The sequence below is a fragment of the Paenibacillus alkalitolerans genome (assembly GCF_016482785.1).
Lineage (GTDB): Bacteria > Bacillota > Bacilli > Paenibacillales > YIM-B00363 > Paenibacillus_AE > Paenibacillus_AE alkalitolerans.
The window spans coordinates 195,913-218,136 of sequence record NZ_JAEMXM010000005.1 but is presented as its reverse complement, the minus strand read 5'-3'; the positions used below and the strand labels follow the sequence as shown (position 1 = coordinate 218,136).

19 protein-coding genes are annotated in these 22,224 nt (G+C 52.9%); 3 read left to right on the top strand and 16 right to left on the bottom strand.

The genetic code is table 11. The features are described 5' to 3' along the window. Positions 1-10: 10 nt before the first annotated feature. Together sbnB and sbnA are read right to left on the bottom strand one after the other, a co-directional pair. A complete protein-coding gene (sbnB, locus tag JET16_RS11070) occupies positions 11-1,024 on the bottom strand; it encodes a 2,3-diaminopropionate biosynthesis protein SbnB (RefSeq protein ID WP_199615902.1) in 1,014 nt (337 codons plus the stop codon). Continuing rightward, positions 954-2,021: a 2,3-diaminopropionate biosynthesis protein SbnA gene (sbnA, locus tag JET16_RS11065; protein WP_199616047.1), complete on the bottom strand. Its 1,068-nt coding sequence runs from the start codon at positions 2,019-2,021 to the stop codon at positions 954-956. Before sbnA ends, sbnB begins: the two co-directional genes overlap by 71 nt. A gap of 279 nt (positions 2,022-2,300) precedes the next feature. Here sbnA and JET16_RS11060 point away from each other — a divergent pair, with 279 nt between their 5' ends. Further along, a complete protein-coding gene (locus JET16_RS11060) occupies positions 2,301-3,209 on the top strand; it encodes a pyridoxamine 5'-phosphate oxidase family protein (RefSeq protein WP_199615901.1) in 909 nt (302 codons plus the stop codon). A 69-nt stretch (positions 3,210-3,278) separates the two neighbouring features. Here JET16_RS11060 and JET16_RS11055 read toward each other — a convergent pair whose 3' ends face one another. Continuing rightward, a complete protein-coding gene (locus JET16_RS11055) occupies positions 3,279-3,641 on the bottom strand; it encodes a DsrE family protein (protein ID WP_199615900.1) in 363 nt (120 codons plus the stop codon). 313 nt (positions 3,642-3,954) lie between these two features. Between JET16_RS11055 and JET16_RS11050 the strand changes: the two genes are divergently transcribed. Then, positions 3,955-4,929: a GntR family transcriptional regulator gene (locus JET16_RS11050; RefSeq protein ID WP_199615899.1), complete on the top strand. Its 975-nt coding sequence runs from the start codon at positions 3,955-3,957 to the stop codon at positions 4,927-4,929. 47 nt (positions 4,930-4,976) lie between these two features. Here the strand turns inward: JET16_RS11050 and JET16_RS11045 are convergent, their stop codons facing one another. The 13 genes from JET16_RS11045 to JET16_RS10985 all read right to left on the bottom strand — a co-directional run bounded on the left by JET16_RS11045 (position 4,977) and on the right by JET16_RS10985 (position 21,207). Beyond that, positions 4,977-5,492: an HPP family protein gene (locus JET16_RS11045; protein WP_233531389.1), complete on the bottom strand. Its 516-nt coding sequence runs from the start codon at positions 5,490-5,492 to the stop codon at positions 4,977-4,979. Positions 5,493-5,609: 117 nt separating this feature from the next. Next, positions 5,610-6,002: a helix-turn-helix domain-containing protein gene (locus JET16_RS11040; RefSeq protein WP_199615897.1), complete on the bottom strand. Its 393-nt coding sequence runs from the start codon at positions 6,000-6,002 to the stop codon at positions 5,610-5,612. A gap of 5 nt (positions 6,003-6,007) precedes the next feature. After that, positions 6,008-7,132, bottom strand: a complete 1,125-nt coding sequence (locus tag JET16_RS11035) for a glycoside hydrolase family 88 protein (RefSeq protein WP_199615896.1) — start codon at positions 7,130-7,132, stop codon at positions 6,008-6,010. A 44-nt stretch (positions 7,133-7,176) separates the two neighbouring features. Next, positions 7,177-8,784 carry a response regulator transcription factor gene (locus tag JET16_RS11030; protein ID WP_199615895.1) on the bottom strand — a complete coding sequence of 536 codons (1,608 nt, stop codon included), beginning with the start codon at positions 8,782-8,784 and terminating at the stop codon, positions 7,177-7,179. Continuing rightward, a complete protein-coding gene (locus JET16_RS11025) occupies positions 8,762-10,603 on the bottom strand; it encodes a cache domain-containing sensor histidine kinase (protein WP_199615894.1) in 1,842 nt (613 codons plus the stop codon). The genes JET16_RS11030 and JET16_RS11025 overlap by 23 nt, the downstream gene beginning before the upstream one ends. A 77-nt stretch (positions 10,604-10,680) precedes the next feature. Then, entirely contained in the window at positions 10,681-12,093 is a 1,413-nt protein-coding gene (locus JET16_RS11020) for an ABC transporter substrate-binding protein (protein ID WP_199615893.1), read from the bottom strand. 116 nt (positions 12,094-12,209) lie between these two features. Next, entirely contained in the window at positions 12,210-13,043 is an 834-nt protein-coding gene (locus tag JET16_RS11015) for a carbohydrate ABC transporter permease (protein ID WP_199615892.1), read from the bottom strand. After that, on the bottom strand, positions 13,043-13,987 hold the full coding sequence (locus tag JET16_RS11010; protein WP_199615891.1) for a carbohydrate ABC transporter permease: 945 nt from the start codon (positions 13,985-13,987) through the stop codon (positions 13,043-13,045). Before JET16_RS11010 ends, JET16_RS11015 begins: the two co-directional genes overlap by 1 nt. A 73-nt stretch (positions 13,988-14,060) precedes the next feature. Beyond that, positions 14,061-16,043, bottom strand: coding sequence for a 5'-nucleotidase C-terminal domain-containing protein (locus tag JET16_RS11005; RefSeq protein ID WP_199615890.1), 1,983 nt, complete (start codon positions 16,041-16,043; stop codon positions 14,061-14,063). 106 nt (positions 16,044-16,149) lie between these two features. Beyond that, positions 16,150-16,818 (bottom strand): MBL fold metallo-hydrolase, encoded by a 669-nt coding sequence (locus tag JET16_RS11000; protein ID WP_199615889.1) that lies wholly within the window; start codon positions 16,816-16,818, stop codon positions 16,150-16,152. Between the two features lie 245 nt (positions 16,819-17,063). After that, entirely contained in the window at positions 17,064-17,831 is a 768-nt protein-coding gene (locus tag JET16_RS10995; protein ID WP_199616046.1) for an SDR family NAD(P)-dependent oxidoreductase, read from the bottom strand. A gap of 28 nt (positions 17,832-17,859) precedes the next feature. Next, complete coding sequence (locus JET16_RS10990) at positions 17,860-19,080, bottom strand: enolase C-terminal domain-like protein (protein WP_199615888.1); 1,221 nt, start codon at positions 19,078-19,080, stop codon at positions 17,860-17,862. Between the two features lie 24 nt (positions 19,081-19,104). Beyond that, positions 19,105-21,207, bottom strand: coding sequence for an alpha-glucuronidase family glycosyl hydrolase (locus JET16_RS10985; RefSeq protein ID WP_199616045.1), 2,103 nt, complete (start codon positions 21,205-21,207; stop codon positions 19,105-19,107). Between the two features lie 108 nt (positions 21,208-21,315). Here JET16_RS10985 and JET16_RS10980 point away from each other — a divergent pair, with 108 nt between their 5' ends. Beyond that, the gene (locus tag JET16_RS10980; protein ID WP_199615887.1) at positions 21,316-22,110 is read left to right on the top strand and encodes an AraC family transcriptional regulator; all 795 of its coding nucleotides are present in this window, start codon (positions 21,316-21,318) and stop codon (positions 22,108-22,110) included. The last annotated feature ends 114 nt before the right edge of the window (positions 22,111-22,224 follow it).

Genomic DNA, 22,224 nt, shown 5'->3' with positions numbered 1-22,224 from the left:
GGGTCCTCCCTTACAAGCTTAATCGGGTTCCCGCGCGGGCGGCGACGGCTTGAAGATATATTTCATGCGCGCTTGCTATATCTTCCACCGCCATTCCCATCGGATTCAGAACAATGATCTCTTCGTCCGTTTCCCGCCCCGGCTTTTGCCCTGTTACAATCTCGCCCAACTCGGCATGAAGCTGTTCGCGGGAAAACTTCCCTTCAAGCACAAGCTGATTGATAACCTTCTTCTCGCGGTTCGATTGATCCCAGTCGTCAACGACCACTTTGTCCGCTCTTAAAAACACCTCTTTATGTATGTCCATGATGGAAATGTTGCTTACAAACGCTCCTTTTCGCAGCCATTCGTAAGGAATGTAGGGTTGATCCGTGACCGTGCAGGTGACGACGACCTCCCCTTCTCTTACGGCCGGCTCCGCATCGCCGGCGACCTTCGCATTGATTCGGGGGAACCGCTGCCGCAGCTCATGTCCAAGCCGTTCGGCCGCGTCTTTGTTCAAATCGAAGAGATGAATATCCGTAAGCTTCGGAAACTGCTCGAGCAGCGACTGCAGCTGCATCTTGGCGATAATGCCGCAGCCCGTGCAAGCAACGCTGCGAAACCCTTTGCGCGCCAAGTGCCTGGCTCCTATTACCGTAACGGCGGCGGTGCGCATGCCGCTAATCAAGCTTGCTTCCATCACGGCGATGGGATAGTTCGTATCCGGATCGTTTAATATGATCAGACCGCTCGCCCGTTCCTTGCCGTGCACCCGGGGATTGTCATGCTTGCTTCCGATCCACTTGATTCCCGATACCGGCGTTTCCCCTCCGATATGCGCGGGCATCGCGATGATCCGGTCGGCGATGTGGCCGTTTGCACCGTGCGCCCGCAAGTACGGTTTAAGCGGTTGGACAAAATCGCGTTTCGCATGAAGCTCCAATGCCCTGTTGACCGCTTTCACATATAAATCAGAGGATGCTCCTCCCAGTTCCGTGATATCTTCCTTGCTCAGATATAAAATAGAATGATCTCGGTTCATTATTAAACGCCCCTAACGTATGATCTTGAGAATTTTTCATATAAAGTCTTTCTACCCATTCTTCGTTGTACACCGTGTCCAGATAACGATCCCCCCGGTCAGGCAGCACCGTAACGACTCTGGAGGACTTCGGGATTGCCGGGACGATCTTTCGAATGGCCGCAATGATGGAGCCCGACGATCCTCCGGCGAAAATCCCCTCGTATTCCAGCAGCTCGCGACAACCTTTCACGGATTCCATATCATTGACATGAACGACTTCGTCAATCTCCTGCGGGGTGAACAATTCGGGAACCCTGCTTGCGCCGATGCCCGGGAGCTCCCTTGGACCGGCCGGCGTGCCGAAGATGACGGATCCTACCGCATCGACCGCAATCACTTTGACATTCGGGAACGCTTCGCGCACCTTGCGGGAAAAACCGAGAATGCTTCCTGTGGTGCTCACTGCGCATACGAGGTAATCGATCGGTCCGTCAACCTGTTCAACAATTTCACTCCCGGCGCCGTAGTAATGAGCTTTCCAATTCAATTCGTTCCCGTACTGGTTGATCCAGTGCGCGTTAGGAGTCGTCTTCAGCAGCTCTTGGACCCGGTTGATGCGTGTTTTGAGATAGCCTCCCTGTTCGTCCGGTTCCGTGACCATATCGATATTCGCACCGAACTGCTTGATGATCTCCAAGTTTGTTTTGGTGATTTTCGGATCGACGACACACGTGAATTGCAGGCCGTAAGTTTTGGCCATCATTGCAAGTCCGATGCCCAAATTCCCGGAAGTGCTCTCGATTAGATGCGTATCGGCGTTGATGACGCCGCTTCGCAATCCGTGCTCTATGATGTAACGCGCCGGCCGGTCCTTCATGCTGCCGCCGGGATTCATCATCTCCAGCTTGGCAAGGACGCTTATTCCGCTGTTTGCAAAAAGCCGGTTTAACCGGACAAGCGGCGTTTGCCCAACACAATCAACTATGGAGTCGGCTATTTCTCTGACGGAATCCATTGCCCGGATACTAACCTTTGACAAAATACAGCACCTCTTTCTTGTGATAATGATTCTCAATGTCAACAATTCAGATGATAACCGTTCTCATTTAGACTGTCAAGAAGTGTTAATGAAAACAATTACGCCAAATTTGCATTCCCGAAAAACGGAATCCAACTTGACATTTATCCAGACACTTCATCACACATAATCCAATCTCATTAATTGACATTTAAATTTACCATAAGTACTATATAACTAGTTATTTAATCACTTGATAAGGAAGGAGATGGTCTCATGGAAAGCGATCGTTTGAACACATCTGTTTATCATCGCGGCGAAATCGAGGTCCAACAATTAGCCGGCGCTTCGAACGCAGCAGAGCAGAACGCAAGCTCCGTACGCAACGAAATACCGAAAGCGGCGGCCGACTTTTTGCACCGACAAACCATGATCATTGCCGGGTCAACCGGCGCTGACGGTGATTTGTGGGCTTCCATGTTAACCGGACCGGCAGGATTTATTTCTGTTTCGGATCCTCAAAACATTATCATTAATCCAATGGAAACGAACGATGTGATTTTCGACAATCTCAATCGCAATCCGGACATCGGGCTGCTTGCAATTGAACTTGTCAAGAGACGGCGAATGAGAATGAACGGCCAAGCCGCAATTGATAAAGTCGGCGGCATTCACGTCAGGATGGAGCAAGTGTACGGAAATTGCCCGAAATACATCCAGGCTAGAGAGCAGCCGGCCATTGACGATGGGATTGCTCAAGTAATCCGACACGATTCGTTAAACGATGCGCACAAACAATGGATAACGCAAGCGGACACATTTTTCATCGCAACTTCCGGTATCGAGGGAAAGACGGACGCCTCCCACCGGGGCGGCGCACCAGGATTCATTCGAATCAAAGGGAATGAGCTTTGGATCCCGGACTACTTCGGAAACTCTATGTTCAACACCTTGGGCAATATTCATGTAAATCCGCGAACCGGACTGCTGTTTGTCGACTTCGAAACAGGAAATATGCTGCAAATAACCGGGCTAGCAAGAATTGAATGGGACCCGAGCTTGTTCGGCGGGTTCCCCGGGGCTGAAAGGTTGGTAGTTTTTGAACCTGCGAAGCTTATCGAAACGGTTTCCGCATCGGCAAAGAAGTGGAAATATATTAACTCCTCACCGTTCAATCCGAAATAATATCGTAAACGGCGACAGCCGCCCGGGTTTCGGGCGGCTGTCAATTATTCGGACCGACTTCATCGTCGATTAAAGGATAATCGGGAAATACCCGTCCTTGATATATTGAGCAAATGGAAGATGCCCCCCGGACGCTTCAGATCCGACCAAAGAAACACCAGCTTTCTTTACCTCTTCTTCCACCTCGAAAAATCCGGAGCAAGCCTGGCAGCCGCCTTTTACGATCCCGGACTTCATCGCTTGTTTGAATACCGGGTTAAACGGATGAGCCGGCTTCTCAAGTTCTTTAACCCAAATCGTGCCAGCACCGTCGAAAGACACGTCAACCGAATACCCGGCTTCATGAAGCTCTTGTCCGTAAAGCAATCCGTGTACTGCGCGTCCAACGTCTTGCTGCCCCGCTTGAATAATAATCACATATTTATTCGCCATTTTTTCCGACCTCGAAGGTAATATGTAGTTCAAAAGATTGATCATTAGTGCGCTGCGCATACCTTCTTAGAGAAATCCGCACCACTTGGCACCCATCGCCACACCCCCTTCGGACAACAGCACTATATTACTAGTTGTCTATTCATTTATAATGATATTCATTATGATATTAAATGTCAATTTATCCAACAAAAAAATAGCATTTTATGATTTAAAATTCCGTTTACATAGGTATAATATAAATAACCGACTAGAACTTTAAGAAAAGCTTCAACCGGAACATGTTCAATCAAGCGATCAGAGGGGATGAATTATGAAGCCTGATAAAGAGTTGTTTTTAAAAGCCGACCCTCATCTCACATTTTCGATGAATACACAAATCAAAGAACAACTGAAATGGCTGATCGGCACAGGCAAAATAAAACCGGGCGAAATGCTCCCTCCGGCGCAGCAGCTGGCCGATACCCTTAACGTAAACCGAAATACGGTCAATCTCGTTTATACGCAGCTTCGCGACGAGGGAATTGTGGGCATTCAGAAAGGGCGCGGTACTGATGTTCTCGATAATGCCATAGTGATTGACTTGGTCAACAAGCGTAAGCCCATGTACAAATTATTGGAGAAGATGGTTGCGGAAGCCGAAGAACAGCACTTCGATTTGGAAGAGTTGGCAACGGCCGGTATGGCATTCGTTCAACTGTTCGGAAATAAGGCGATCGGGAAACTCAAAGTGTTGTTTATCGAGTGCAAAGAGCATGACCATATCTTTTACCGCAATGAAATCGAAAAATATACCGGGGCTTCCGTTACGAGTTTGTTCCTCGAGGACATTCATGGATCCGGAGGAACAAAGCTCGATGAGGCGCTTAGCGGAGCGGATGCCGTCGTCACGACTCTTAACCATATCGACGAAGTGAAAGATCTCGTAGGCACAAAGAAGAACATCATTACCATCGGCGCAACGATCGATTTTTCGCTCTTGTTGGATATCGCCAAATTGTCGCCGGGCACAAAAGTAGGTTTTGTCTGCCTGGGGCAAAAAGGCGGCCAATGGATGGCTGAAAGGGCAAAAGACGCCGGGATCAAACACATCGATCCGGTCATCGCCGGCACAAACGACATGGAACAATTGCAAAAAGTTTTGAAAGAATCCGATAAAATATTTGCCTCGACGGCTGTTTTCGAAGATGTAAAAGCGTTGGCGCCCGATAAAGCAGTTCATTACCCCCTGTTGTTGGAGAAGAGCAGTGAGAAACTGTTGGCCGATTTTGCCTTCGAAAATAAATAATGAAGAAAAGTCACCCGGAAGGATGACTTTTCTTGCTTGTTGCCCGATTAATACCAGAAGGTCGGGTATTTGCGGTTCTTATCCAAATTATTGATCAGTAGAGCGAGTGCCGCGATAACGAAGGCGCCCGCCAAGACGGGGAACATGAGGAACGACCATGCGCTGCCTTCCAGCATGACAACGATCGGATCCGCCCCAGCGGGCGGATGTGTCGTCCTCGTAAGAATCATCGCCGCAATCGCCGCTCCGACGGCAAGCGCTACCGCCCAAATGCCGTTCCCGAAGAGGTGGTAAAACAGCAGCCCGACGAAAGTGGATACCACATGGCCGCCGACGATGTTTCTCGGCTGGGATAGCGGCGCATCCCACAGACCGAACGCCAGCACGCAGCTTGCTCCGAAAGGGGCCATCAGCCACAGCGAGCCCGTATTGTGCGTTAACCAAGCCAGGGCTCCGATGGAAATGACGCCACCGATGAATCCATGAAGCGCATTAAGCGGGACCGCTTTTAAGGGACTCCTTCCCCCGCCTCTCATCTTCCCGAAATAACTCGATAAACTCATAATCGGCTCCTCCATCTGAAAAAATACATAGGTAACTATTCATTTGTATATTAACTATTTGGTTACCGTATGTCAATGAAGGATTACTCTTTTAATGCGAAACGTCATGAAATGAATTTATTTTCCGGCGCTTCGGAATTGCTTCGGCGTCATGCCGGTTTTCTTCTTAAACAGCCGATTGAAAAACTTGATGTCTTGGTACCCGGCCTTTCGGGCGATCAACGTAACCTTTTCGTTCGTCGAAACCAGCAAATTGCAGCACAACGCTATCCGCTGCTCTTGCAGGAACTCGATATAGTTCATTCCGGTCCGCGCGGAGAACCTTCGCCGAAACTGCCTTTCGCTTAAACCTGCTCTGGATGCAAGCTCCCGTATGTGCGGCGGCTCGGAGACCCGTTCGCGGATCAAATCGATTACATACTCGAGCGTATTTTCGCTTACACAGTCGACAAAGCCAGATTCAAGCGCTGTAGCCGAAAAATCTTCGCTTACACGGTCACAAAAGGACAATTCATCTAAAACAGCCCGTCATGACCCAGCAATTGCGCGATCCCTTCCGCGAAGTAATAGTCCCCGTAGATAAGCGGGACATCGATATTTCTGCGCTCCGGATAATGGCTCGTTCCATGCAGGATCAGCCCTTCTTCATCCTCCCGGTCCCAAGCTCCGTAATTCGAGTACAAGGAGTGCAGCATTCGCTCGCCCGCTTGACGATACAAAGCCGACTCCGCGTCCGCCACTTGCTTTGACAGCAGCAGCAAGCCGCATGCCGCGCACGCGCCTGCGGAAGAATCGCGGTATTTCTCCACATCCGGCGGAAGGCGGAAATCCCAATGCGGAACGAAGTCCTCCGGAAGATTGGCGATAAAGAAATGGGCGACTTGTTTGGCAGCCTGCAAATACCGTTCTTCACCGGTGTACTTATAGCCTAAAGCCATGCCGTACAATGCCCACGCCGCGCCTCGCGACCATGCCGATTCCGCCGAGTAGCCTTGTCCTCCGTTCACCCCGATCTTCTCTCCAGTCGCCGGATCGAAGACGACGATATGGTTCACCGAACCGTCGGGGCGGATGAAGTGCGTCAGCACCGTATCCGAGTGCTCGACGGCGATATGTTTGAACCGCGGATCCCCCGTAACCGAGGAAGCCCAATAAAGAAGCGGCAAATTCATCATGCAGTCGATAATCGCCCAACCCGAGTTGTCTTCGCCCGGCCTCCAAGGATTCCATGCCCGGATATAGCGGCCCTTAATATTAAACCGGGCGCTTAACAAATTGGCGGCCAGCAATGCGCGTCGTTTGGACTCTTCTTCGCCCAACAGCTTATACCGTGCGACGCTGGTCAACGTCCACATAAAGCCGATATCGTGGTCAAGGCGGTAATAGTCCGCAATCACCTGGTCCAGCTTCGCTTCGCACTCTTCCGCAATCGTTTTTAACGCGGTGTCTTTCGTATCTCTGTAGACCAACCAAAGCAATCCCGGCCAAAAGCCCGCCGTCCACCAATGAGCCGGCTCCAGCACATACTTGCCGTTCACGCTGGCGTGCGGAAAACCAGATCCTATGCGGCGGCTCGTTTTCGACACTTTTTCTGCGGTTTTGTTCCAAGCCTCTTTCACCCAATCCGGTTGTTGCGCCATATATTACACCCTTTCGTATAATGATTCGTCACTATATATGTCGGTCATGCGCCTCGGTTCCGATAATCGTTCGGGGTGACGCCGGTGCAGCCTTTGAACAGTTTAATGAAGTAGCTTTGGTTGTCGTAACCGAGCATCTCGCAAATTTTGGCTACGGGATGCGCGGTTTGATCGAGCAGCTCCTTCGCGCGTTCCATCTTCGTCCGGATGACGTATTCGATGAACGTCTCCCCTCTTTCCTTCTTGAACAGCCTGCTGAAATAGCTTGCATTCAGATGCAGGTATTCGGCGACCTCCTCCAGCCCGATCCGCTGATCGAGGTTCGCGGAAACGTATTGGCACGCGTCGAGCACTTCCTTGCGCTGCGTCCGCACCCGCGTTTCCTCGGCGGAAACGGCGCTTAACAGATGCTCGGTCAGCCAATCCCTCAGCTCGTATAGCGAGCCGATCTCTGACACTTCCTTGTTCAAGCTCTCCGCGGAATACGACGCCCGGAAACTATAGAGAGAGTAATGTTTGAGGCGAATGTCGAGCAGCAGCTTCAGCGACCAATCTTTCACGGTTTCGGAGGCGTAGCCGGACATTCGGAGGAAGCGCGTCCACTCCTCGGCCTTGGCTTTCGCTTGCGACGCATCCCGCTTCATGATGCACTCGCGAAAACACTCGCTCGCTTGGTCGTAGAAGGCAAACAGATCGCCGGAAGCGCCGGCGGCATGGCGAAACGCCGCAATCTCGCCGCGCTCCATATAAAACCGCTGTCCCGTCCCCGCCAACAATCGGACAAGCCCTTGCTTCAATTGCTCCGGAGCTCCGGACATCTCACCGATGACGAACGACATCGACAGCTTAAGCGTCCGGCGCAGCGCCGATTGAATCCGTTCGAGCAGCTGCCGTACGACATCGTATCCGTTCACCGTCAATGTCGGCCGAAACGAATGGAGCACAACCCATTCCTTGCCGCTGTACGGAAACAGCACCGCTTCTGCGGAACTTTCTCGGACGACTTCCTCGATTACGTTCGAAACCGCGAAACGAAGCGTGTCGTCCGAGAGAAACCGCCGCTTCGCGGACCGGTAGTCGTCGATGAAGCCGACAACGGGAAGCACCGTCCGCCCGTCCGTCGGCAAACCGAACGCTTCGAGTTCCTCCTTCCAGCCGCCGGCTTGCAGCAGCGGCATCTGCACCGCGCTCTGAATCCACTTCTCCTTCATCGCTTCACGCGAACGGTCCGCCATCTGCCGCAGCCGGTGCCGCTCAACGTTCAGCCGCCGCTCCTGCTCCAAGCTGTCCGAGAAGCGGATGAGCACCTGCTGCAAATCGTCCGGATCCAACGTATCCTTCACAATATAATCCTGCACCTGCAGCTTCATCGCTTGCTGCGCATACTGAAATTCGCTGTGGCAGGACAAGATGGCGGCGCGCAGGTCCGGCTTGCGCTCCTTCAACCGGCGGACAAGCTCCAGTCCGTCGATCTTCGGCATTCCGATATCCGTAATGACGATGTCCGGCATGGACCGCTCCGCGGCCTCAAGCGCAGCCAGCCCGTTCTCGTACGCACCTTCCAAGCGAAGGCCGAGCGAGTTCCAAGGAATCGCTTCGGACAACAGCTCCAACACCGGATAATCGTCGTCAACCAACATTACTTTGTACATCCGGCTTGAGCACCTCCTTGATCGGTATAAGCATCGTAACGACGGTCCCGTGCCCTTCTTTGCTGTCTATGCTCATCACGAACGCTTCGCCGAACCTCATGCGCATCCGTTCGTACACATTGGCAAGGCCGATGCCCGAGAAGCCGCCCGAACGCGGTTCTTCCTGTTCCCTGCCGCTCTCAGCCGAGCTTATGCGGTTCCTCAGCTGCGACAATGCCCTTTCGTTCATTCCGGTTCCGTCGTCCCGGACGGCAAGCTTCAAAACAGACTGCTCCTCTACCGCCGCCGTCACCCGAACCGTCCCGGACCGCTGATGCAATGCGTGAATCAAAGCGTTCTCGATGACGGGCTGCAGAAAAAATCGGGGAACCCGCGCGAGCATCGCTTCCGACGATATGTCGATCGCCAGCAGCACCTTCTCCTTCTGACGCATGTTCATCAAATTCATATAGTCCATCGCCGTGCTCACTTCCTCATGGAGCGTGATCGTCTCCTCGTCCCGGTCGATGGTCATGCGGAGCAGCCTGGACAACGACGAGATCATCTCGGCGCTTTCCTTGTCTCCCTTGCGAAGCACTTTCATCCGAATCGAATTGAGCACGTTAAACAGGAAATGCGGGTTGATTTGCGCCTGCAGCATCGCCAATTCCGCCTTGCGCTTGCGCGACTGCTCCGCAGTTATTTCCGCGATCATCTGTTTGATGCGGTCCAGCATCTGATCGAACGAGCTTCCGAGCCGGCCGATTTCGTCGCTGCCCCTGATGTGAGAGCGTACCTCCAAATTGCCCCGCTGCACCGTATGCGCCAGCTTTCCTAGTCTTACGAGCGGTTTCGTAAACATCCGGATCAACCAAATCAAGAGGACAAGAAAGACTGCGAATATCGCGATTTGATAGACAAAGACATTTTCGAATATTTGGTTGATCTTCGAGATCGCATCCTTATAGGGAGTTAGAAGAACCAGTTTCCAACCTTGCACTGATGTCGGCTGACTGGTAACCAAGTAGTCCTCGCCGTCGAGCCGGACAATGCCATAGTCTCCGTCAGCACTCGCAAGGTATGGAAGCTCCTCACCTATCCGGCTCGTGTCTACATGGGATTGAATTCGATTATTCCCGTCAACAAGCATAATTTCTTGACCGGACGCCATCCGCTCAAAGATCGAACGAATCTGGTTCTCCGTTACCGTCACTATGACGTAAGCGTATATTTGCTTGTTCGGCCACCGTAGCGTGCGCGCGACCGAAATTTGATGCCTTCCGATCGTCTTTTCGTAGAGATATTGCGACGGATGCGATTCGACCCAGTACGTATCCATCCCCTGCAGTCGGTCCAGCTCCTTAAACCAGCTCTCTTGAAACAACAGGCGCGGATCGTATTCCTCCACCATATAGTTGATAAAGAATCTTCCGTTAGGCAAAAGAATGGTGACGTACGTCTTCTCTCCGACGATCGATATGTTGTCGATCTTGTTCGTAATCGTATAATACTTGTCGGCGAATTCGCGATATTCCGAGTTTTCCCCCGTATACTGCTTCCCCTTGGCCTGCTCTTGCAAGATGACCCTCATTTCGGGCTCCACCAATATATAATTCGATATATAAAGCATGTACTTGAACAAACCGGACACATTGCCGTCCACAAGCTTAAGCTGATCCTGCGCGTTTGCCACGGCCTGCTCCTTCACGGCATCGCGCGTCAGCACATTCGAAACGGACAGCGTAATGAGCGTCGGGATCAACAGACAAGCAATCGACGCAATGATGAGCTTGTGGCGAAACGATCCTTCCAACGCCCATCGCTTCCATCTTTCCCGCATCCGTTCCCCTCCTCCCGCTTACGGAGAAAAAAGAGGCGGAATAACGCGCCGCCTCTTTTCTTTCTATCATATCCGTATCATTTGTTATTGTCGATAATGCTTTGTACGGCTGCTTGCATGTTTTTCAACGTCGTATCCAAATCTTGCGAGCCCAAAATCATAAGCTCGTATTCTTGGTTGAGAGCTTTGTAGATTTCCGCTTGATACGTGACAGGCGGGATGATCTTGCCCGATTTGGAGGTCGACAACACGTTGATAAGCGACGCTTTGTCGACTTTCTCCGGCGACTTCGTGCCGCTTAGGATCGAATCGATGATTTTCTCCAAATCGCCGGCCGATACTTTAGTCCAAGACGGAACGTTACGGCCGTACTTCGCCAAGCCTTCCGTCGTATACCAGCGGATGAATTTGTACGCTTCTTCCTTATGCTCCGATTTTGCGGCGACGGCCATGAAGTCGGTCGTTACCGGCGTATATCCGATCGTGTCGGATTCGCTGTTCTTCGGGTACGGAGCGATCGCGACGTTGAAATTCAGCGGGTGTTGTTCCGTGCCGCCGAGCTCGCTGTTCATCCAGCTGCCGATGAGCACCATGCTCGCCGATTGATTGAAAAATTGCGTCCGGTAATGCAGCTTCTGCGACAGCATATCCGCATACGGCGTCGCGGATTTATCCGTACGCTCCATCTGCAGGCGAAGCTCGAGTGTACGTTTGAACATCGGATCGTCCAAATTCGAAGTGCCGTCGGCTTTCAGGAAATCCGTGTTTTCCGCTTTATTGGCGAGCGCGAGTCTCAGGAATTCCATCCAGCCGCCGTTTTGCGGTCCGTGGAAGTACGTGCCGTAACGCTTCGACGCGCCTTCGCCGGTCGTGAGCTTCTTGGCGTATTCCGCAAACTCATCCCACGTCCAGTCCGTCGGCACCTCAAGCCCCGCCGCGTCCAAGTGATCCTTGTTCAGCATGACGTACCACGGATTGAACTTGCCCGGCAGCGCGTAATATTTGCCGTCCATGAGCGTATCGACCTTATACTCTTCATTGACGGTGTACCCTTCCGCTTCGATGAAGGAATCGATCGGCGCCACCATGCCGAGACCGACGCGCTGCGCGTAGGAAGCCGGGTCGCTGAACATGAGCACGTCCAGCTGTCCGCCGGATCCCGCCGCCAAGTCGAGCTTCTGCGTCGCCTCCTGCGTGTCGCCCTTCTCGCTCAAGGGCACAAGCTCCACCTTGATGTCCGGGTGTGCCTCTTCGAAAGCGGCGATCGTCGCTGCCCAATTGTACTGCAGTTCCGTGCCGTGCGTATGGAACTTGATCGTCACCTGCTCCGCCGCCGGTTCTTCCGCCTTCGGCTGCTCCGATGCCGGCTGTTCGCCCGTTGCAGGAGTATCTTCCGCCGGCGCTCCGGCATCTCCGCCTCCCGCACAACCGGCAAGTATGCCAAGAATGAGGACGATAGAAATGATGCCGCTTGCGATGCTCTTTTTCATTTTGCCCCTCCATGTAAACGGTTTATTTGTGTACGCTTTGATTGTATCAGCGGAAATAACTCTCTCCATGCGCTTAATTTGACTATTGTTACAATTATTTTTACTTCTTTCAACCATTACCCTTTGACGCCGCCTGCCGCGATTCCTTCGGTCACCCTCTTCTGTCCGATTACAAATATGATCAATAGCGGCAAAATGGCGGAAACGGCGGCGGCCATGATAAGCGAATAAAACTCTCCGTTGATCGTCGTAAACTTTTGCACCGCCAATTGTATGGTAAAGAGCGGATCGCTGCGCAAAAAGATAAGCGGATTCAAATAATCGTTCCAAGTCCATATAAACCGCAGAATCGCATATGTAGCCACGGCCGGCTTGACGAGCGGCAGCGCGATCGTCGCGAAGATGCGCAGATGTCCCGCCCCGTCGATCTTCGCGGATTCGATAAATTCGTCGTGGACGCCCATGAAAAACTGGCGCAGCATGAACGTGCCCAGTACGCTGAAGCCGTTCACCAAGATGAGACCGAGATGGGTGTCAAACAGCCCGATCGTCCGATACAAAATAAACTGCGGCACGATGATCGCCTGCTGCGGCACCATGAACGTCGCCAGCACGATGAAGAACAGCCATTTGCTCGCCCGAAAATGAATTTTTGAAAACCCGTACGCTGCGAGCGCGGACACGGCGCAGGAGACCACGGTCGTCAATACGGTGACTTGAATCGTATTCCAATAATACTGCAAAAACGGATGCTTGCCGAACCACACTTCCCCGTAGTTGCTGAAGCCGATCCACTCGCTCGGAATCCACCGGATCGGATAGGAGAACACTTCGCCCTCCAGCTTGAACGACGCGGACACCATCCACGCGAACGGCAGCACGAACAAAATTCCCACCAGCAGCATGATGAACGTGACGGAACATTTGCGCAAACTGATCTTGGTGTTCATCAATAGTTCACCCACTTCTTCTGCCCGATCCACTGCACGAACGTGATGGCCAATACGCATAAGAACAAAATCATCGCCATCGACGACGCATACCCGACCTTCAAGTTAACGAATGCCGTCTCGTACAGGTGCCATACGATGACGCTCGTCGATCCGGCCGGCCCGCCCTGCGTCATCACCGCGATCAATTCGAACGCCTTGAAGGTATAAATAATGCCGGTGATGAGCAAGAAAAAGGTTGTCGGAGACAACATCGGCAGCGTAATGCGGGTAAAGCGGATCCACCCGTTCGCACCGTCGATATCCGCCGCTTCGTACAAATCCTTCGGAATCGACTGCAGCCCCGCCAAATAGACAATCATATTGAAGCCGATCGAAGTCCAGACGGAAATCATCATGAGGGAAACGAGCGCGAATTGCGGGTCCGCGATCCATTTCGGCGGATTGTCCATCCCGACGGCCATCAAGAACTGGTTTACCGGCCCCAGCGACGGATGGAACAGCACCCGCCATACGGTCGCCACCGCGACAATGCTGGAAACGTAAGGAAGGAAATAGATCACTTTAAAGAAATCCTTCGCGTATACGAACTTATTGATAATTACGGCAAGCGCCAGCGAAATCGCCAAGTAAGCGGGCACCGTAAGCAAGAAAATCAAGTTGTTCTTCAGCGATTTGATAAATTTGGCGTCATTGAACAGCTTGTCAAAGTTGTCGAGACCGACCCACTTGATGCCTTCGAAGCCGGTAATCAAGCTCCATTCCGTGAAGCTGAGATATAAGGTCGCCAGGATCGGCAACAGCACCATGACGCCCACACCGATCAGCATCGGGCTTACAAACAGCAGCCCCGCGATCGTTTCTTTCCGCTGCAGCGCGCCCCGTTTAACGGATAACACGAATCTACCACCTCGTCTGTATCTAATTCCGTGACTGTCTGTCATTATAAAGAAAAATACCGCTACGGCCGTAACGGTATTTTGATCAATATAAAATTATTTTGACTTCTGCAATGTTTCAGTAACCTGCAACCTTCCACAGCAAGAGGGCGAATTCCGCCCGTGTCGCGTTTTCCTTGGGCATGAACTTATTGTCAGGACGGCCTTCGAGGATTCCGAGCTTGGACAGCCCTGCTACGGCTGTCCTCATCTTATCGGATATTTGCGTGTCATCTTCGAACGGCGATTTCGTTTCGGCAGGTACGGATTTCGCGGTTTTCTTTTCGTACAGCCATTTGACCGCGAGCGCCAGCTCCTCCCGCGAAACCGGAGCATTTGCATCCGTGCCGTCGAGGCCGATTTCCTCCCATATCGAAACGCTCGAATCCAAAAACCCGGAAGCCGCAGCCTGAACCTCTCCCCGGGACAAGCTTATTTTGGGGGCAAAACGCCCTTCGCCGACACCGCTCATCAAGCCGCCGCCCGTCAGTTCCTTGACGGCTGCATGCGCCCAATGCCGGGAAGTCACGTCGGCGAAGCCTTTGACAACGATGCGGCCTTCGGTTTGTACGTCAACCGTTTTCAGTTTAGAAGCATAGGCCGCCAACAGCTCGAAATCCGTCAGCGCCTCGTTCGGGCCGACAACCGTTTGAGCGTTCTCAAACATGGAATAATTATCGCCGCCCGCATACATGAAGTTGGACAAAGCGAGCTTGTAGACCGCGTCTTTCTTGATCGGCTGCGCATTAATGTTCGCCTCGGCAATACGTTCTCCGGCCGGCTTGTCCGCGTCGTATGTATAGGAAAGTCCCGACACCTGCAAAAAGCCGCCGGCAAGCCTGTCCACACCGGATACACCGTTTTCGAGAGCCTGCAATACCGTCTCCCCGGTCACCTCCGCCACGACGATCTTGTTGCCGAAGGGTAAGATCGCTTTGGCGTCCTTTAAGGTGAAGTTGCCTTTCTTAGCGCTTGCCCGAATGCCTCCACCGTTGGCGAAAGCAATATCGGTCCCGTAGTAATTGCGATAGGCGTCGGCGATCCAATTGCCTATTGCGGTCTCTTTAAAGCGCGACTCATGATTGTCGCCATACGGCAAATCTCCGGTTATGACGGCTACCGTTTTGCCCAATTCTTCATCCAGCTTTTGTTGGTATTGTGCGGCCAGCCGGGCGAGCTCTCCGTCTTCCGCTACGGTTTCATCGACTTTCATAATCTCATGGGATAAATTGACGTTCCCGGCTTGATCCTTCCGGATGTCCAATCGGATGATTGAGCCCATATTGCCCTGCGGCGAGAAAACGAATCTCTTGCCGTCATCGATTTCGTATACGAACGATTGATCTTCCGCCTCTTCCTCGGTAAAGACGACCCTTATTTCAGGAACGGCCGCCAGCAGAGCCTTGTCATCGGATACCGGCTCTTGGGTCAACGCAATGATCAGATCCGTATTTTCCAGCTTCAATTTGTCCACCGCTTTTTTCGCCGACTCGATGACATCTTGCTGCTGTACCGCCTCATCTCTTGTCGTCGTTTCCATGGCGCTGGTCAGGCCGATCATCCCGATGCGGATGCCTTGCTTCTCGATAACGAGATAATCCGGCACATTGGCAAACGGCTTGCCGTCGCTTCCGATCAAATTGGACGAGATCCACTGAAAGCGGGAAGCCTTCACCAACTCCAATGCGTTAGCCGCGCCGGCATCGAAATCGTGTTGGCCGAAATTGGCTATGTCGACAGGAATCCGGTTAAAGGCTTCCACCATCGGAAACCCTTTAAACACGCCGCCGAACAAAGTGCCTCCTCCGAGATCACCGCCGAAAGCGACGATCTTCTCTCCTTTCAAGCTGTCTACCAATGTTTTGATTCTGGCAACTCCGCCCCGGGTTCCAAGCTTATCCGTCACGGGACCGATCTCGTGGCCGTCATTGAAATAAAGAAAAGATACGGCTTGTCCGCTGTCATTGTTTTCCGCATGGACGTTATTGGGATAGCTCGAAAACGAAACCGCAAAGAAGACTGCAAGCAAAGCGATTCCTGCGCCACGTATAGCCTTGATCATTTCTCCCATCTCTCCTTGGCAATCTACTGGATTTCTCGAAGTTATTATAATATAGAATGCCTGTGGGAAATGTTGAGTTTATATAAAGGACTGCGTCGTTCAAGATTTATGGGTGACCCGGCCACTTGTATTCAACCGGTTCCCATGACCAATTCGCTCCGCGCCTTAAGATTCGCCCAAGACTTGGCCACGGAAAATGATAGGCCAGCACCAGCAGTTTTTCTTCGGCTGCGCGGTCGAGCAATGTTCGCCGCGTGCGAACGGTCTGCTCCGGGTCCAGATCGAAGGCGGTAAGCCAATCAGGATGTTCCGGCGTCAGCCTATAATGAGGCCAAGCGTCACCCACTACTAGCATCGCATCGCCTTTAGAGCAGACGAGGAACGCGCTGTGCCCCGGCGTCTCTCCTTTTGCAGGAATCGCGGCAATTCCCGGAAAAATGACTTCTCCGTCCTCGATCAGCCTCAGCTTCGGTTGAAGGCGAGTGAGGCAGTTCTGAGCCAATTGCACCGTTCTTTGCTTGAGAAGCTCCGGAAGAGCTAGAGAGCTTAAATCAGGCTGATCCATCCAGAATGTCCACTCCACTCTCGAAAGAACATATCTGGCGTTAGGAAAAGAAAACCCGTCTTCTTCGTCGAAGATACCGCCATAATGATCGCTATGAGCGTGAGAAAGGATAATGGTGTCGATCGCTTCAGGAGCAATGTCCTTGACGGCAACATAGAGTTGGAGCATCCTATACTTGGACGTCTGGAATTCGAGCATATGACTCTGCAAGTTCCCAGCGATCCGGACATCAGAATGATGATTTACTTGCCGTCACAGGATACTCGGATCAAGCTGGTTCATTATTTGGAACGCAATCCATAAGTGAAAAAACGGCTCTCTCGCAAATTACTGCGAAAGTGGCCGTTTTCCGCGGGAAGGGCTGTCCGGTGAAAATAATGTATTAGACTGAAACGAAAGAACCTCCAAAACCACTACGAGAGCGGATCGGAGGTTCTTTGTTTGATGCTTTCATATTACACGTATCCGTTCGCCAACCAGCCGCCGTCCGCCTTTATTATTGTGCCCGTCACGTAATCGGACATCGATGACGACAGGAACAGCGCGGGTCCGATCATATCTTCGGTCTCGCCCATACGGCCCGCCGGAATGCGCGCTTCCAACACGGCCGGCTTATGAACGCCTTTTTCTATCAAAGCTTGGACAATCTCTGTGCGAATAAAGCCCGGGCTGATCGCGTTCACCTGGATGTTGTGCTTGGCCCATTCCACCGCCAAGTTTTGCGTCAACTGCATGACTCCGCCCTTGCTTGCCGCATATGCGGCGCGCTGCGGAATCGCGGCGTGCGCCACGATCGACGTAATGTTGACGATCTTGCCGCCTTGCCCTTGCGCGATCATTTGTTTGCCGGCGTGCTTGCAGCACAAGAACGTGCCGTCCAAGTTAATGCTCAAGCATTTATGCCAGTTTTCCAGCGTCAGCTCTTCCGAAGGGGACACCATAGTAATTCCCGCACAGTTGGCCAATATGTCGATGCTGCCGAACGCTTCCACCGTCTTTCGCACCAGCTCTTCCACTTGCGCCTCTTCCTTCACGTCGCAAGCGACCGGCAGCACCGAAGCGCCATATTCGGCCCGGATACGCTCCGCCTGTTCCTCGATCTGTTCCATCGTGCGGCTTGCAAGAACGACCGAAGCTCCTTCGCGCGCATAGCCTCTGGCAATAGCGGCTCCGATTCCTCTGCCTGCCCCCGTCACAATCGCCACTTTACCTTGTAACAGCATCACTCTTTTCCCCCTATCTGCAATCGCCTTACACATTCGGATCGGCCCAGCGGTCGTTCGGGATGATCGGATACCAATCGGGCCGCTTCGGATCGCGGTCATACAAGTATCCGCCCAACCGCTTGTACTCTTCCGCATAGAAGATCAGCTTGTCCCGATCCACTTTAACGCCCAACCCCGGCTGCTCCGGAACGGCAATCTCCCCGTTACGGTACTGAAATTTGCCGCCGATAACGATATCGTCGGTCAAATGGTGATAGTGGCCGTCTATGGCGAACGGCATGTTCGGAATGACCGCACCCAGATGCAGCATCGTGGCCAACTGAATGCCCAGTTCGCCGGAGGAATGGACCGCCACGCTGTATTGGAACGTTTCGCACACATGCGCCGCCTTCAGACAAGGCTTAATCCCGCCCCAAAACGTCGTATCGAGCAGGATCACATCGACGGCAGGATCGAGAATGTTTTGCGCCAGCTGCTCGAAATTGACGACCACCGTGTTGGTCGCCAGCGGCAGATGCGTCTTCTCCCGCACGCGGCGCATGCCGTTCAATCCCCACGTCGGGTCCTCTAGGTAGTCGTTGTTCAACCCTTCGATCGCCTTCGCGAATGCGACGCTTTGTTCAACGCTGTACGCCGCATTCGGATCGAACCGCAGGCTGTCCTGCGGGAACGCCGCCGCCAACTCCTTGTAGCATTCCAGCTCATACGCCATATCGAAGACGCCGGCTTTTAGCTTATGCGATGTGAATCCGTATTTCTCTTTCAACTCGCGCGCATGGGCGATCAGTTGCTCTGCGGTGCGGACCTCGCCTTCGCCGGTCGTCTCGTTCGGATAACGGAAAAACAAATAGCTTGCAAATCGAACTCTATCACGCAATTTCCCGCCAAGCAGCTTATATACCGGAACGCCCAGCTTCTTGCCCATAATGTCCAGGCAGGCGAACTCGATCGCGGCCAACAGCTGCGTGCGGTTATTGTATAGACTTGCTGTCGGGTTGCAAATTTTGAATCGGAGCTGCTCAAGCTCGAACGGATCGTGACCGATCAAATACGCTTTCAACCCTTCGAACGCAAGCTGCGCGCTTTCTCCACCGCCGCCCATCTCGCCCCAGCCCGAAATGCCTTCATCGGTCTCCACTTCGACGACCGTCCGGACGAAGCGTCCCCAGTGCGTGCCGTTGCTGTGTCGCAGCGGGGCTTCCAACGGCAAAGTTACGGTAGTCGCCTTGATATCGGTAATCTTCATGACTTACGGTTCACCCACCTTCAATTAACTGTAAATCCTCCGGCTCCGCTCGTCGGGAATGCCGGATTTCCGGTAAAAATACGTATTGATCATATCCCGCCACTCCTTCGCGTGCTCGACCTGCTCTTCCAAGCGGCCTAGCACGTGGGTGAACCGCCCTTCGTCGATGCGGCTCCTCAAGCTCTCCCATGTGCGCTTCAGCTCTTCGACCCGCTCCACGCCTTCGAAGTGGGAGTCATAGATGTGTTGGATGACGGTTTTCCCCGAGTGCAGCCTATGTGTGTAGGGGACATGATGGAAAAACAGCAGCAGCTCGTCCGGACACGTCTCAAGCGACTCGTACCGGGCGGCCGGTATGTCGTGGTACTGGCCGGCGAAACCCGTTCCCGTCGCAACCGTGCGGTCGACGCCGATGCCATGGCAATCGGCGAAGTGATACGTCCCCCACATGGAGTATTCATACCCGTCCACATTCGGTCCGTAATGATGTCCCGGATTGACCATCCAGCCGACGCCGAGCGGAGCCGTATAACTTTCGTATATTTCCCAAGAGGAAAGGAGCATCCTGCCGATCGCCGCCGCAACCTCCGGATCGTTTCCGAAAGCAAGCTTGACCCACTCGTCGGTAATTTGCTTCGTTGCGAGCTCCGGATTCCAAGCGAGGCGCCCGAAGCCGTATAAATTCGCTTGCGCGAGCACATGCCCGCACCAATTCGCGTCGTCGCCGATGTTGGAAACGGCGGCGAAGCCGCCGTACGGACGTCCGAACACGGAGCCGTCGACGATCTTAGAAACCGTTGTGCCTTCGCCCGCGGCATACGTATCTAAATCGACGATTTCCTTCCACTGAGGCACCAAATAGCACAGATGTCTTTGCTGACCGGTATATTCCTGCGTGATTTGCAGCTCAAGCAAGGTGTTTGTCCGACGCAGGCCGCCGAACAGCGGAGACACAGGCTCCCGCACCTGGAAATCCATCGGACCGTTCTTGATTTGCAAAATGACGTTGTCGCGGAAAGTTCCGTCCAACGGGGTGAAATGATCATAAGCGGCTCTCGCTCGGTCCGTCGAGCGGTCGCGCCAGTCCTGCTGGCAGTTATAGACGAAGCAGCGCCATACGACGATGCCACCGAACGGTTCGAGCGCTTCCGCAAGCATGTTTGCGCCGTCTGCGTGATTACGGCCGTACGTGAAAGGACCGGGACGGAATTCAGAATCGGCCTTCACCAAGAAACCTCCGAAATCCGGAATGCGCCGGTAAATGTCCTCCGCTCTTTCCGCCCACCACCTCCGCACGCCCGAATCCAACGGATCGGCGGTCGGAAGTGCTCCGATCTGGATCGGTGACGCGAAGTTGATGCTGAGATACACCTTTATGCCGTACGCCCGAAAGATGTCCGCCACGTTTGCAACCGACGGCAGCAGCTCCGGAGCAATCAACTTCGTCTCGGCGTTGTTTACGTTCACGTTATTGATCGCGATCGCGTTGACCCCGACGGATGCGAGCATCCTGGCATAGTCGCGAAACCTGCTCTTGTCCCGGATGAACTTGCCGTTCCGGTAAAAGATCGACCGGCCCGCATATCCGCGCTCGATCGAGCCGTCCATATTGTCCCATTGATTGATCATGCGGAGCCGGTTGCGAGGTCTTTCCACAACCGACAATGCGTGCAAGTCCTGCCCGGTCCCGATCAGCCGGAGCAAGTGAAAGGCGGCGTAAAGCACCCCTTTGTCCGTCGGCGACGCCAACACGATGCAGCGGCTCTTCGGACCGTTATCCACTGTTCTTATCACAAATCCGTCTTCCGGAAGCGCCTCGGGTATTTCCGTACCTCCGATAAAAGCCGCGACCTGTGCGCACTCGAACGTTCCCGCTAAAATCGTTCCGTTCCTGCCCGGCTTGTCCGACACCCTCGGCTTCCGGCCGAGCATCGAGGACAGTCCCCGAACAAGCTCCTTGCGGACCGATTCCATAACAACGGACCGTTCAGCGATAACGAGCTGCGAGCACCACGAAGCATATCCGTCACGAATTTGTTCCGGCAGAAGGCCGTAACGGAGCCACGCCTCGTACCCGTTGTCTGCCGCTCCCGTCTTGACCCTCGAAGCATTGTTGTGCGGGCTCATGTTGTTTGTTGTATTCACTGTTGTTTCCTCCCCAATTATTTGTTCTCTTCTCCATGTTCCATCAAGTGTGCTACTATTTTGCATAGTAACGTTCGGAGGTCAAAGGATATGGACATTGATAAATACCAGCATCTTGTCCCCGATATAAAACTGTTCGTCGACAGGCGTTGTTTTCCCGATTGGGAAATTATCGAGGGGAAGATCGATTTTCACGATCTTACATTCATTTTGGAAGGTAAATCCAACTATTTTGTCAACGGCGAGAAGTTTACGGTCGAAGCCGGAGACATGATTTACATTCCGGAGGGCAGCGTCCGGCAAGCGCACACATTCAAGGAATGCCCCATGCATTGCTATGCTTTCAACTTCTACTGGACCGCTCCGGACAATTCCACCTGCCTGCCCTTCGAAACCGTAACGAAAAACCATATCACGAATGAATTGATGGGCTACATCAAAGAGTTCAAGCACGTATGGATGAGCAAGCAACCTTGCTATAAGATGCAAGCGAGAGGATTGTTTCAACTCATCATCCACCGTTTGCTGAACATATCTTACCGGCAAGCCTCAAGCACGCTCATGGACGCCAGAATCAACAAGGTCATGAGCTATATAATCGATCACTACTCGGAAGACATCGACATTGCGGATCTGGCTGAGCTGGTCAACTTGCACCCGGTCTATCTCGGCAAATTGTTCAAAGAAATAAACAATTGCACGTACAAAGAATTTCTGAACCTCATTCGCGTGAACAATGCGGAAATGATGCTGTCCGCCGGCGATTTTACGGTCAGCGAGGTCGCCGAGCGCTGCGGCTTTCACGACATCTCCTACTTCAGCAACGTGTTTAAGCGGATGAAAGGATATCCCCCTTCCATGGTGGCGAAAATCTCCCTGCGATAACCGGCGGGGATGGCGGCAGGAAATATTGCTGTCCCCGTCCGCGCTTCCTCCCCTTCATCTCTCGACTTGTAACAATTAAATCTATTTGAATAAATTTGTTATGTAAATTATATG

Bases quoted from the DNA above. Each gene is read 5' to 3' on its own strand.
- sbnB (WP_199615902.1), bottom strand. From the start codon at position 1,024: ATGAACCGAGATCATTCTATTTTATATCTGAGCAAGGAAGATATCACG.
- sbnA (WP_199616047.1), bottom strand. From the start codon at position 2,021: ATGGATTCCGTCAGAGAAATAGCCGACTCCATAGTTGATTGTGTTGGG.
- JET16_RS11060 (WP_199615901.1), top strand. From the start codon at position 2,301: ATGGAAAGCGATCGTTTGAACACATCTGTTTATCATCGCGGCGAAATC.
- JET16_RS11055 (WP_199615900.1), bottom strand. From the start codon at position 3,641: ATGGCGAATAAATATGTGATTATTATTCAAGCGGGGCAGCAAGACGTT.
- JET16_RS11050 (WP_199615899.1), top strand. From the start codon at position 3,955: ATGAAGCCTGATAAAGAGTTGTTTTTAAAAGCCGACCCTCATCTCACA.
- JET16_RS11045 (WP_233531389.1), bottom strand. From the start codon at position 5,492: ATGAGTTTATCGAGTTATTTCGGGAAGATGAGAGGCGGGGGAAGGAGT.
- JET16_RS11035 (WP_199615896.1), bottom strand. From the start codon at position 7,132: ATGGCGCAACAACCGGATTGGGTGAAAGAGGCTTGGAACAAAACCGCA.
- JET16_RS11030 (WP_199615895.1), bottom strand. From the start codon at position 8,784: ATGTACAAAGTAATGTTGGTTGACGACGATTATCCGGTGTTGGAGCTG.
- JET16_RS11025 (WP_199615894.1), bottom strand. From the start codon at position 10,603: ATGCGGGAAAGATGGAAGCGATGGGCGTTGGAAGGATCGTTTCGCCAC.
- JET16_RS11020 (WP_199615893.1), bottom strand. From the start codon at position 12,093: ATGAAAAAGAGCATCGCAAGCGGCATCATTTCTATCGTCCTCATTCTT.
- JET16_RS11015 (WP_199615892.1), bottom strand. From the start codon at position 13,043: ATGAACACCAAGATCAGTTTGCGCAAATGTTCCGTCACGTTCATCATG.
- JET16_RS11010 (WP_199615891.1), bottom strand. From the start codon at position 13,987: ATGACAGACAGTCACGGAATTAGATACAGACGAGGTGGTAGATTCGTG.
- JET16_RS11005 (WP_199615890.1), bottom strand. From the start codon at position 16,043: ATGATCAAGGCTATACGTGGCGCAGGAATCGCTTTGCTTGCAGTCTTC.
- JET16_RS10995 (WP_199616046.1), bottom strand. From the start codon at position 17,831: ATGCTGTTACAAGGTAAAGTGGCGATTGTGACGGGGGCAGGCAGAGGA.
- JET16_RS10990 (WP_199615888.1), bottom strand. From the start codon at position 19,080: ATGAAGATTACCGATATCAAGGCGACTACCGTAACTTTGCCGTTGGAA.
- JET16_RS10985 (WP_199616045.1), bottom strand. From the start codon at position 21,207: ATGAGCCCGCACAACAATGCTTCGAGGGTCAAGACGGGAGCGGCAGAC.
- JET16_RS10980 (WP_199615887.1), top strand. From the start codon at position 21,316: ATGGACATTGATAAATACCAGCATCTTGTCCCCGATATAAAACTGTTC.